Consider the following 10,803-nt stretch of genomic DNA (forward strand, 5'->3'; position numbering starts at 1 on the left):
CTGAAGTCCGCCGCCGTCTTCAACAGGTGCTGTTGCGCTGGATAGGCGTCTGCCCCCTCTGCCGCAGGCTCGTGGACGACTCGAACCTGCCGCGCGGCCCCTCCCGAATCTGATCAGGTGGTACTAGCCACAGGTGTCCAAGCCCCGGTCTCCGGGGCTTCCCGGCCCGTGTTCCCCGTTTCTCCGGGGAGCGCGGGCCGTCGTGTTTCAGGTGCGAAGCGCGCGACCCACCCGGCGCGAAGTGACGAACGCGGGCAGCGCAGGGTCGGGATGAACCCGTGCGCGGATCCATTGCCTGGTCCGGCGGATCCAGGTTCCAGGACGAAAAGGAGGGGAGGGAAGGCTCCACCCGCGCTCACGTGAAACGCGGCACCTGGTGGAGGAAGGCTGACAGCCGTGTCGCGACGATCTTGCGCACCCGCACGCATCCGTTGCCGGAAGCGCGGCCTGGGCGCTTCGTGGACCGGGACGCGGGGTTCGTCAGCTGACGACGACGATGCGACGGCCCAGCGCGCGGGTCATCTGCGGGGAGGTAACGAGCTCCAGCACGCCGCTCATCTCTCCGCCCGCCGTGTCGAACGCCGCCGCGATGACCTCGCCCAGGGTGAGCTGGGCCTTCTGGGCCGCCACCCGCGCGCGCTTCGCCGTGCGCCGCAGCGCGGGCATCACCCGCCGACCCTGCCGCCGCACCGTGCCACTCTTCGTCTTGCCTGCGGTCCGCTTCGCCATGGTTCCTCCCGCCACTTCGTGCTGCGCGGGTGAGTACCTCGTCGGTCTGACACCATGCAGGCGAGGTGCCAGGGCTCAGCCTCCCCGGCAGGTTCCTGTTTCCAGGGGTTTTCCTCGCGGATAGCGGGTTTCCGTGGGGCCGAAGGGCCTTCCTTTTTTCAGCCCTTCAGGGTCGTTCCTCGTTCTGTCGAGTTTTTCGTTCAGCCACAGAGGTGATTTCCACGCATCGTTCAATGGCGCGCATCCACGCTGAGGTCGTGGAACGACAGGGCTGGGTCGGGTGTCACCCCCTGGCCACAGGCCCTGCGGCCAGGGGACCACGGTGCGGTTGGGACGCGGTGGGATTCAGGGTAGAGGGCGGACGCCCATGCGAGTCCAGGTCCTCTTCCACGACAACTGCTTCGACGGCGCGGCCAGCGCCGCGGTCTTCACCCGCTTCTACCGGGAGCGCGTGCGCGCGGACGCGACGTTCAGCTACCGGGGGCTGGCCCACAAGCCGGGCGCGGAGGGCATCGAGCCGGCCGTGTTCACCGGGGACGAGAACGTCATCGTCGACTTCCGCTACAGCCAGGACGCGCGGCTCACCTGGTGGTTCGACCACCACGCCTCCGCCTTCCAGCAGCCCGGCGACGAGCCCCACTTCCAGCGCGACACCAGCGGCCGGAAGTTCCATGACCCGCATCGCAAGAGCTGCACGCTGTACCTGGCGGACGTGGCGCGCGAGCGCTTCGGCTGGGACGCGTCCCCGCTGAAGGACCTGCTGCACTGGGCGGAGATCATCGACGGCGCGCAGTTCCCCAGCCCCCAGATGGCGGTGGCGCTGGAGGAGCCCGCGCTGCGCATCATGACGGTGCTGGAGGCGACGAAGGACGACACGCTCATCCCGGAGGTCATCCGGCGCATGCAGACGGACTCGCTGGCGGAAATCGCCGCGTCGCCGCTCATCTCCGCCCCGCTGGAGCCGCTGCTCTTCCGGCACCAGCGCAACATCGACCTCGTGCGCGAGAAGGCCCGGTACGAGAACGGCGTCGTCTCCTTCGACCTGGTGGACGACGGCGTGGACAGCCTCAACAAGTTCATCGCGTACGCGCTCTACCCGGACGCGCGCTACACGCTGTGGGTGGGCAAGGGCGCGTCGCGCGCCAAGGTGTCGCTGGGCTCCAACCCGTGGAAGCCGGAGACGCGCAAGCACGACCTGGCCGCCATCGCCGGCCGCTACGGCGGGGGCGGCCACCCGGTGGTGGCCGCGGTGAGCTTCAAGGCGGACCAGACCGACAAGGCGCGCACCGCGTACCAGGAGATTCTCGCGGAGCTGTCCGGTCCGAGGTGAGCCCCTGCGCCTCAGGGGCGGGCGAAGAGGTCGAAGCCCGCTTGCCTGAGCAGCCGCACCACCGACAGCATGGGCAGTCCCTGCACGTTGGTGCGGTCGCCCTCCAGCTTCTGGAGCAGCGCCTGCCCCCGGCCCTCCACGCGGTAGCTGCCCGCGCAGCCCTCCCACTCGCCGGTGTCCAGGTAGCGCTCCAGCTCCTCCGGCGGCACGGAGAAGAACGTGAGGCGCGCGTCCTCCAGGGTCTCCGAGTGATGGCCGCCCGGCCCCAGCAGGCACACGGCGGTGTGGATGACGTGGGTGTGGCCCAGCAGGCGCGTGAGCTGCGCCCGCGCCGCGTCCCGGTCCTGGGGCTTGCCCAGCACGGTGTCCCCCGCCTCCACCAGCTGATCCGCGCCCAGCACCCAGGCCTCCGGGTGGCGCTCCTGCACCGCGCGGGCCTTGCGGACGGCGAGCATCCGCACGGCCTCGTCGGCGGGCAGGTCCGCGGGGACGGTCTCGTCCACGTTGGGGGCTTCGGGGCGGTAGGGCAGGCCCAGGCCGTCCATCAGGACCCGTCGCGCGCTGGAGGTGGATGCCAGGATGAGTTCTCTCATGGGAGGCCGGAGGGTAATGCAGCCGGGGCGGGCGGGGGACCCCTCAGGCGGGCAGGCACGTCCCCGCTTCCTGTGCATGGGGCGGATGCCATAGCCTCCCCGCCCATGTCGCGGCGCGGTCTGCTCGCTGTCTGTCTCCTCCTGCTCGCCTCCTGCAAACGCTCTCCTCCGGCGGACGCCGACGCGGGCACGGATGCGGGCGTGGCGGCCACCGTCGTGGATGCCGGCGCGGACGCGGACGCGGGCCCGCTCGTGGAGGCCCTCATGGACGCGGGCACCCACGCTTCCGTGAAGGCCCCGGACGACGCGGTGGCGGAGGTGCACCCGCTGGCGGTGTGCGACGCGCGGGGCGGAGCGCCCCTGGACGCCGCCCGCGACTACTACGACGAGGGCCACTACGAGGAAGCGCTGTCCTGCGCCGCGCAGGCCGCCGCGCAGGAGCCGGACCTCGCCGCCGCCCACGCGGAACGGGGCACCGCCCTGGCCGCGCTCAACCGCGAACCGGAGGCGCAGCTCGCCTTCGCCCGCGCGCTGGCCATCGACCCGGGGGACGCGGACGCGCTCCTGGGCGCCGCGCACCTGTACGCGGTGCAGCTGCCCTCCACGCGCGAGCGGGACGAACTGGGCGCCCTCTACGCCGAGCGGGGCCTGTCCCAGCCCTCCACGCCCCCGGAGCTCGTGCCCTCCCTGGCGCTGGTGGCCGCCATGGCCTTCAACGACCTGGGGCAGGCGGACCAGGCGTTGGACCGCGCCACCATCGTGCTCGCCCGCGAGCCCGGCAACCACGAGGCGAAGTACGAGAAGGCCCTGGCCCTCTTCGAGCTGTGCCGCTTCCGCGAGGCGAAGACGGCCTTCGCGTCGCTCCTGAAGGACAAGGAGCGCGCGGCGCACGCGCACCAGCACCTGGGCCTCCTCCTGGAGCGCGAGGGCCAGTGGACCCGGGCCGAGGAACACTTCGAGAAGGCCCGCGCGCTGGAGCCCCAGGACTTCCCCCCGCCGCCCCTGCCGTCCCCGGACGAGTTCAAGGCCCAGGTGACGCGGGCGCTGGCGGACCTGCCCGCGGACATGCGCAAGGACCTGGAGGGCGTGCCGGTGGCCACGGAGGAGATTCCCTCCGAGGACGACCTGCTCGCCAACCAGCCGCCCCTGTCGCCCACCATCCTGGGCCTGTTCCGGGGCCCGTCCCTCCAGGAACCGTGCGACGGCTCGGAGACGCCCTGCCGCTCGGTGGCCCTCTACCGGCGCAACCTGGCCCGCGCGGTGCGGACGCCTGAAGAGCTGCGCGAACAGATTCGCGTGACACTGCTGCATGAAATCGGGCATCTGCGCGGGGAAGACGACGAGGAACTGGCCGCACGCGGCCTGGAGTGAGCCCCCACATGCCTTCCCTTCCCACCGCCCGGGTCAGCCTCAAGGGCGCCAAGACGCTGCGTCGCGGCACCCCCTGGCTGTACCGCACGGAGCTCACCGAGCCTCCCGCCACCGACACGCCGGGCGCGGTGGTCGCGGTGGTGGATCCGCAGGGCAACCCCATCGGTCAGGCACTCTACGCCCGGCGTTCCCCGCTCGCCCTGCGGCTGCTCACGCGCAAGGGCCCCAACGAGGAGAAGGTGGATGACGCCTTCTTCATCCGCCGCCTGGACGCCGCGCTGGCCCGCCGCGCGGTGCTGCCCGGCCGGGACGGCCTGCGCCTGGTGCACGGGGAGGCGGACCTGCTGCCCGGCTTCTTCGTGGACCGCTACGGCCAGGGCCTCACCGTGCAGACGCTGTCGGAGGGCATGGACGCCCGCAAGGAGATGCTCGCGCGCGCGCTGGTGGAGAGGACGGGCGCGAGCCACGTGGTGTGCCGCGACGACGCGTCCGGCCGCGACTTCGAGAGCCTGCCCCGCGAGGTGCGCCTGCTGCACGGCGAGGGCGCCGCGCGCTTCACCTACCACGAGGGCGAGAACCGCTTCGACGTGGACCTGCTGGGCGACATGAAGACGGGCGCGTTCCTGGACCAGGTGGACAACCACCTGCGCGCGGGCGAGCTGGGCCGGGGCGACGCGCTGGACTGCTTCAGCTACCACGGCGGCTTCGCGCTCGCGCTCGCGAAGCACTGCACGTCGGTGCTCGCGGTGGAGCAGGACGCGAAGGCCGCTTCTCGCATCCAGTCGAACGCGGAGGCCAACGGCCGCGCCCACGTGAAGGTGGAGAACGGCAACGCGTTCGACGTGCTGCGCCGCTTCGACCAGGAGGGCCGCCGCTTCGACACCATCGTCCTGGACCCGCCGGGGCTGGCCAAGCGCCGCGAGGGCCTGGCCACCGCGCTGCGCGCCTACCACGAGCTCAACCTGCGCGCCCTGCGCTGCCTCAAGCCGGACGGCCTGCTGGTGACGTGCTCGTGCTCGGGGAAGCTGGACCGGCAGGGCTTCGAGTCCATGGTGCTGGACGCCGCCGCGGACGCGAAGCGCCCGGTGCAGATCCTGGAGCGGCGCGGCGCCGGCCTGGACCACCCGGTGCTCGCGGGGCTCCCGGAGACGGAGTACCTCAAGGCCCTCTACGTGCGCGCCCTCTAAGGCCGGGCGCGGTGGGGGAGGGGCCGGACTGCGCGCTACGGGATGCCCAGCTCCTTGCGCAGCCGGCCCACGACCTTGAAGTACTCGGTGCGGCTGAAGCCCACGTTGAGGATGTGGAAGTCCTTCTTGGACAGCCCCACGCAGCCGAAGCAGTAGTTGCAGTCCTGCAGGTTCTTGCTCAGCACCACGTACGCGCTGCTGGAGCAGTTCTCGCTCTGCACGCAGTAGGCGCACGCGTGGCAGTTCTTGCACTCCACGCAGTGCGAGCAGTTGGTGCACAGCTCGCACCGGGTGCAGTGCGTGCACTGGTGGCAGCTGTCGCAGTCCTTGCAGAACATGCAGTTGGCGCAGCGCTGGCAGCCCTCGCACGCGTAGGAGCCGGGGTTGCCCGGGTCCACCGCGTAGCTCTTGGACAGCTTCTGGAACTGGTCCATGAACTCGCGCTTGCCCAGGGACGACACGCCCAGGCGCGCCGCCTTCTCCTGCTCCAGCAACTCCTGGGTCGTCTGGGGCCGCGACCCCTTGTCCTTCACCGCCACAAACGCTCCTTGGACTCTTGATTCACTGCAGCCGGGCCAGCCCGGCCAGGTCGATGCCGCGCGCCACCCGCCGCACCTCCACGGTGCTGGGGAAGCCGCGGCTGGTGACGGCCACCACGAAGCGGTCACCCACCAGGAGGTTCGCCTCCGCGACGGCCTCGTCCGCGTCATAGCGCACGAAGCCCACGGCCTCCTTCCACTGGATGGGCGCCGTGGGGTCGCTGGCCGCCCGCCCGCGTGCCTTCTGCGCCGCCTCGCGGATGGCCTGCCCCAGTTTCAAGCCCATGGTGGTGTCCACGATGCGCACCTTCACCTCGCGGCCTTCGCCCCGCGTGTAGGTGCGCTCCGCCTCCGACACGGACACCTCGCCGTACTTTCCCGTGGAGCCCGCGGTGGAACCCACCGTGAAGCCCTCCAGTGAGTCCGGCAGGAACGGCGCCAAATCCTTGAAGTACACGCACGGTGCGGCGGTCGTCACCACGTCGCGCGGGGTGGGAGATGTCGTGCGCCGGTCGTCAAGGCAGCCGCCGCCCACGCTGAGCGCGAGCGATGCCATGGCCAGCCGTAGGAAATAGTCGCGCACGAACGAATCAAAGGGTATCCCTGGCCCGCGCGCAATGGACCTTTCGAAGCTCAATCCTCCTCAGCGCGAGGCCGTGGTGACGCTCCAGGGCCCCCTGCTCGTGCTGGCGGGCGCTGGCAGCGGCAAGACGCGGGTCATCACCCACCGCATCGTCCACCTGCTCAACGAGCGGCCGGGCCACATCATGGCCCGCAACATCCTCGCGGTGACCTTCACCAACAAGGCCGCCACGGAGATGAAGGAGCGGCTCATCCACATGGCCGGGCCGCGCGCCCAGGGCGTGCTGGTGTGCACCTTCCACGCGTTCGGCGCGGAGGTCCTGCGCGAGGACATCCACCGGCTGGGCTGGCCGAAGAAGTTCGCCATCGCGGACATGGGCGACCAGCTGTCCATCATCCGCCGCGCCATGCGCGAGAAGCGCATCGACGACCGCGCCTTCGACGCGCGCAAGGTCCTCACCCTCATCTCCAAGGCGAAGAACTCCGGTGAGACGCCGCAGCCCAAGCCGGAGGGGATGGGGGACGACTACGACCTCATCACCTCCATGGTCTTCGCGGACTACCAGCTCGCGCTCAAGGCGCAGGGCTCGGTGGACTTCGACGACCTGCTGGTGCTGCCCGCGCGCCTCTTGCGCGAGCACCCGGACCTGCACCGCAAGTACACGGCCCGCTTCCAGTACCTCCTGGTGGACGAGTTCCAGGACACGAACCACGCGCAGCTGGACCTGCTCAAGCTGCTCGCGGGCGCGGCGAAGAACGTGTGCGCGGTGGGGGATGACGACCAGTGCATCTACTCCTGGCGCGGCGCGGAGGTGCGCAACATCCTGGACTTCGAGCGGCACTTCCCGGGCGGCAAGGAGGTGCGGCTGGAGCAGAACTACCGCTCCTCCCAGCGCGTGCTGGACGCGGCCAACGCCGTCATCGCCAAGAACCCGGAGCGCAAGGACAAGCGCATGTGGACCGACCGCAAGGGCGGCCCGCTGGTGAAGGTGGTGGCGTGTCCCAATGACGAGGAGGAGGCCCGCTTCATCGCGCATGAAATCCAGAAGCACATCTCGCTGGGCGTCCCCGCGGACGACATCGCGGTGCTCTACCGCACCAACGGCCAGGCCCACCCGGTGGAGGAGATGCTGCGCGAGAAGAACATCGCCTACGAGGTCGTGGGCGGCAGCGAGTTCTTCGACCGCAGCGAGGTGAAGGACGTCATCGCGTACTTCAAGGTCCTGGCGAACAAGCTGGACGAAATCTCCCTCATGCGCATCGTCAACGTGCCCTCGCGCGGCATTGGCGACGTCACCATGGAGCGGCTGCACGCGCACTCGCGCGCGGAGGGCGTGACGCTCTGGACGGTGATGCGCCGCGCGGACACCTACGAGGACCTGCCCTCGGGCGCGGGCGGCAAGGTGCTGGAGTTCGTGGAGATGGTGGAGCGCTACCGCGAGGCCTTCACCCAGACGCCCCGCCTGTCGGAGGCCACGCACAAGCTGCTGGAGGAGATTGGCTTCCGCGAGGCCACCCGCGCCAAGGCCGTCTCCGGCACCGCCGCGGACAAGAAGCTCAAGGGCGTGGACGGGGTGCTCGCGTCGCTGGAGAAGTTCGAGAAGCGCGAGGGCCCCAAGGCCAGCCTCCTCACGTACCTGAACCGCCTCAGCCTGGACACGCGCCAGGAGGAGGAGGACGTCCCAGGGCAGAACAAGCGCGTGACGCTGATGTCCCTGCACGCCTCCAAGGGCCTGGAGTACCGGCTCGTCTTCTTCATCGGCATGGAGGAGGACCTGATGCCCCACGGCGGCATGCAGGGCGAGGCGCAGAACCTCGAGGAGGAGCGCCGCCTCTGCTACGTGGGCATCACCCGCGCCAAGGAGCTGCTCTACCTCACCCGCTCCACCGTGCGCGTGAAGCGCGGCAAGGAGGTGCCCCGCACCCCGTCCCGCTTCCTGGAGGACCTCCCCCCGGACGCCTTCGAGAACGTGGACATGGACGCGCCGCGTCAGGGTCCCCCGGATGAGAAGGAGAAGAACTTCTTCGCGAACCTGAAGGAGCGCTTCAAGAAGCCCGCCGCCGGGGGGCCGGGCCCGGGCACCCCTGGCCGGGCGCCGTGACAGGCTCCCCTGTACGCCCAACCTTGACTTGATCCCGCCGTCCTACTAGGAGGGTCAGCCTTTCCGGGCTTCTGTCGGAGTTTTTGACGGAGGACCCGCGGTTGGTATCGCACGAGCACGCGCCCCCTGGCATGCACCTGGGGTGTCGCGCCGAAGTCTGGAGTGCACGAAATGTCGCAGAAGACCTACAGCGCCAAGGCTGGGGACATCAAGCGCCAGTGGCACGTCATCGACGTGTCCGACAAGGTGCTTGGTCGCGCCGCCAGTCAGATCGCCACCCTCCTGAAGGGCAAGCACAAGCCCACGTACACCCCGTCCATCGACACGGGTGACCACGTCATCGTCATCAATGCCGACAAGGTGAAGGTGACGGGCACGAAGGAGACGGACAAGCAGTACTACCGTCACCCCTACGCCGGTTTCCCGGGCGCCCTGAAGATCACCAACCTCCAGAAGCTGCGCCAGCGTCACCCCGAGGACATCATCCTCAACGCCGTGCGCCGCATGCTGCCCCGCAGCGCCCTGGGCCGTCAGATGATGACGAAGCTCAAGGTGTATGCTGGTGACACCCATCCGCACACCGCGCAGAAGCCGGTGGCGTACAAGGTCGAGGCGTAAGGAACAGCCATGGCGATCAATCCTGAACTTGGTTTCTACGCCACGGGCCGCCGCAAGGAGGCCACCGCTCGCGTCTGGCTGCGTCCTGGCAACGGCGCCGTCGTCATCAACGGCCGCGACATCAACGAGTACTTCGGCCGTGAGACGTCGAAGATGGTGCTCAACCAGCCGCTGGAGATCCTGGAGCAGAAGGGCAAGCTCGACGTCACGGTCAACGTGCGCGGCGGCGGCCTCTCTGGTCAGGCCGGTGCCATCCGTCACGGCATCGCGCGCGCGCTGTGCGCCTTCAACCCGGAGTTCCGTCCGGCGCTGAAGAAGGCCGGCTTCCTCACCCGCGATGCTCGCGCGGTCGAGCGCAAGAAGTACGGCCAGCCCGGCGCCCGTCGTCGGTTCCAGTTCTCCAAGCGCTAATCACGCTTGCCGGCCAGCTGTCCGGCCGCTCTTCGGCGGGGGTTTCCTTCGGGAAGCCTCCGCCGTCGTGCTTTGCGGGCAAGCGGGTGGGCCGTGCCCCGTCGCGGTGGGCGCGCGCGTTCTGCTACCATCCGGGCCCTCTCATGGAACTCAACGAAATCCTGCAGATCGCCCTGCGCGGCGGAGCCTCCGACATCCACCTGAAGGCGGGTCTGCCGCCCATGTTCCGCGTGGACGGTTCGCTGGTGCCGCTCAAGGACGGCCGCCGCCTGCCCCCGGAAGAGGTGGCGCGCATGGCGTTCGGCATCATGAACGAGTTCCAGAAGGAGAAGTTCAAGGTCAGCAACGAGGTGGACCTGGCCTACGGCGTGCCGGGCCTGGGCCGCTTCCGCGTGAACGTCTTCCAGCAGCGCGGCACGGTGGGCGCCGTGCTCCGCGTCATCCCCTTCAAGGTGATGACGATGAAGGACCTGCTGTTGCCCACGGTGCTGGAGAAGGTGTGCGGCGAGGAGCGCGGCCTGGTGCTGGTGACGGGCACCACGGGCTCCGGCAAGTCCACGACGTTGGCGGCGATGATCGACTACATCAACTCCAACGAAACCAACCACATCATGACCATCGAGGACCCCATCGAGTTCCTCATCCGCGACAAGCGCTCCATCGTGAACCAGCGCGAAGTGGGTGTTGACACGATGAGCTTCTCGCAGGCCTTGAAGAGCGCGCTGCGCCAGGACCCGGACGTCATCCTGGTGGGCGAAATGCGCGACCACGAAACCATCGAAACGGCGCTCCACGCCGCGGAGACGGGCCACCTGGTGATGTCCACGCTGCACACGCTGGACGCCACGGAGACCATCAACCGCATCGTGTCCGCGTTCCCCCCGCACCAGCAGAAGCAGGTGCGCCTGCAGCTCTCCAGCGTGCTGCGCGGCGTGGTGAGCCAGCGTCTGGTGCCGCGCGCGGACGGCAAGGGCCGTGTGGCCGCGGTGGAGGTGCTGCGCGTCACCGCGCGCGTGCGCGAGCTGATTGAGGACAAGGACCGCACGAAGGAGATCCACGACGCCATCTCGCAGGGCACGGACTCCTACGGGATGCAGACGTTCGACCAGTCGCTGATGAGCCTCGTGCGCAACGGCCTGGTCACCTACGACGAGGCCCACCGCCAGGCCAGCAACCCGGACGACTTCGCGCTGCGCTTCTCCGGCATCAGCGGCACGTCCGACTCGAAGTGGGACAACTTCGACGCCAAGGCCGGCGAGGAGCGGCCCATCCCGGGCTCGGCGTCCTTCGCGCAGAAGGGCGCGCCCGCCCAGGCGGCCCCCGCGGCGCCCACTCCCACGC

At 69.7% G+C, this 10,803-nt stretch carries 11 protein-coding genes; 7 read left to right on the forward strand and 4 right to left on the reverse strand.

The genetic code is table 11. The features are described 5' to 3' along the window. Nucleotides 1-480: 480 nt before the first annotated feature. Nucleotides 481-729: a hypothetical protein gene (locus D7X32_RS40225; RefSeq protein WP_120607812.1), complete on the reverse strand. Its 249-nt coding sequence runs from the start codon at nucleotides 727-729 to the stop codon at nucleotides 481-483. A 367-nt stretch (nucleotides 730-1,096) separates the two neighbouring features. Here D7X32_RS40225 and D7X32_RS40230 point away from each other — a divergent pair, with 367 nt between their 5' ends. Then, on the forward strand, nucleotides 1,097-2,059 hold the full coding sequence (locus D7X32_RS40230; protein WP_120607813.1) for a hypothetical protein: 963 nt from the start codon (nucleotides 1,097-1,099) through the stop codon (nucleotides 2,057-2,059). A gap of 11 nt (nucleotides 2,060-2,070) precedes the next feature. Here D7X32_RS40230 and D7X32_RS40235 read toward each other — a convergent pair whose 3' ends face one another. Further along, nucleotides 2,071-2,652, reverse strand: coding sequence for a Maf family protein (locus D7X32_RS40235; RefSeq protein ID WP_120607814.1), 582 nt, complete (start codon nucleotides 2,650-2,652; stop codon nucleotides 2,071-2,073). Nucleotides 2,653-2,757: 105 nt separating this feature from the next. Between D7X32_RS40235 and D7X32_RS40240 the strand changes: the two genes are divergently transcribed. Continuing rightward, the gene (locus tag D7X32_RS40240; protein WP_120607815.1) at nucleotides 2,758-4,023 is read left to right on the forward strand and encodes a metallopeptidase family protein; all 1,266 of its coding nucleotides are present in this window, start codon (nucleotides 2,758-2,760) and stop codon (nucleotides 4,021-4,023) included. Between the two features lie 8 nt (nucleotides 4,024-4,031). Beyond that, entirely contained in the window at nucleotides 4,032-5,210 is a 1,179-nt protein-coding gene (locus D7X32_RS40245) for a class I SAM-dependent rRNA methyltransferase (protein ID WP_120607816.1), read from the forward strand. Nucleotides 5,211-5,245: 35 nt separating this feature from the next. Here the strand turns inward: D7X32_RS40245 and D7X32_RS40250 are convergent, their stop codons facing one another. Continuing rightward, nucleotides 5,246-5,743 (reverse strand): caib/baif family protein, encoded by a 498-nt coding sequence (locus D7X32_RS40250; RefSeq protein WP_120607819.1) that lies wholly within the window; start codon nucleotides 5,741-5,743, stop codon nucleotides 5,246-5,248. Between the two features lie 28 nt (nucleotides 5,744-5,771). Further along, nucleotides 5,772-6,332 carry a hypothetical protein gene (locus tag D7X32_RS40255; protein ID WP_244239451.1) on the reverse strand — a complete coding sequence of 187 codons (561 nt, stop codon included), beginning with the start codon at nucleotides 6,330-6,332 and terminating at the stop codon, nucleotides 5,772-5,774. A 34-nt stretch (nucleotides 6,333-6,366) separates the two neighbouring features. Here D7X32_RS40255 and D7X32_RS40260 point away from each other — a divergent pair, with 34 nt between their 5' ends. The 4 genes from D7X32_RS40260 to D7X32_RS40275 all read left to right on the forward strand — a co-directional run. After that, nucleotides 6,367-8,433 carry an ATP-dependent helicase gene (locus D7X32_RS40260; protein WP_120607817.1) on the forward strand — a complete coding sequence of 689 codons (2,067 nt, stop codon included), beginning with the start codon at nucleotides 6,367-6,369 and terminating at the stop codon, nucleotides 8,431-8,433. 171 nt (nucleotides 8,434-8,604) lie between these two features. Then, on the forward strand, nucleotides 8,605-9,051 hold the full coding sequence (rplM, locus tag D7X32_RS40265) for a 50S ribosomal protein L13 (RefSeq protein WP_120607818.1): 447 nt from the start codon (nucleotides 8,605-8,607) through the stop codon (nucleotides 9,049-9,051). Between the two features lie 9 nt (nucleotides 9,052-9,060). Beyond that, nucleotides 9,061-9,462: a 30S ribosomal protein S9 gene (gene rpsI, locus D7X32_RS40270; protein ID WP_120549158.1), complete on the forward strand. Its 402-nt coding sequence runs from the start codon at nucleotides 9,061-9,063 to the stop codon at nucleotides 9,460-9,462. Nucleotides 9,463-9,605: 143 nt separating this feature from the next. Beyond that, a partial coding sequence (locus tag D7X32_RS40275; RefSeq protein ID WP_147450464.1) for a type IV pilus twitching motility protein PilT occupies nucleotides 9,606-10,803 on the forward strand: 1,198 nt, incomplete at its 3' end.

It is taken from the genome of Corallococcus carmarthensis (assembly GCF_003611695.1).
GTDB classification, from domain to species: Bacteria; Myxococcota; Myxococcia; order Myxococcales; family Myxococcaceae; genus Corallococcus; species Corallococcus carmarthensis.

Bases quoted from the DNA above. Each gene is read 5' to 3' on its own strand.
- D7X32_RS40230 (WP_120607813.1), top strand. From the start codon at position 1,097: ATGCGAGTCCAGGTCCTCTTCCACGACAACTGCTTCGACGGCGCGGCC.
- D7X32_RS40240 (WP_120607815.1), top strand. From the start codon at position 2,758: ATGTCGCGGCGCGGTCTGCTCGCTGTCTGTCTCCTCCTGCTCGCCTCC.
- D7X32_RS40245 (WP_120607816.1), top strand. From the start codon at position 4,032: ATGCCTTCCCTTCCCACCGCCCGGGTCAGCCTCAAGGGCGCCAAGACG.
- D7X32_RS40235 (WP_120607814.1), bottom strand. From the start codon at position 2,652: ATGAGAGAACTCATCCTGGCATCCACCTCCAGCGCGCGACGGGTCCTG.
- rpsI (WP_120549158.1), top strand. From the start codon at position 9,061: ATGGCGATCAATCCTGAACTTGGTTTCTACGCCACGGGCCGCCGCAAG.
- rplM (WP_120607818.1), top strand. From the start codon at position 8,605: ATGTCGCAGAAGACCTACAGCGCCAAGGCTGGGGACATCAAGCGCCAG.
- D7X32_RS40225 (WP_120607812.1), bottom strand. From the start codon at position 729: ATGGCGAAGCGGACCGCAGGCAAGACGAAGAGTGGCACGGTGCGGCGG.
- D7X32_RS40260 (WP_120607817.1), top strand. From the start codon at position 6,367: ATGGACCTTTCGAAGCTCAATCCTCCTCAGCGCGAGGCCGTGGTGACG.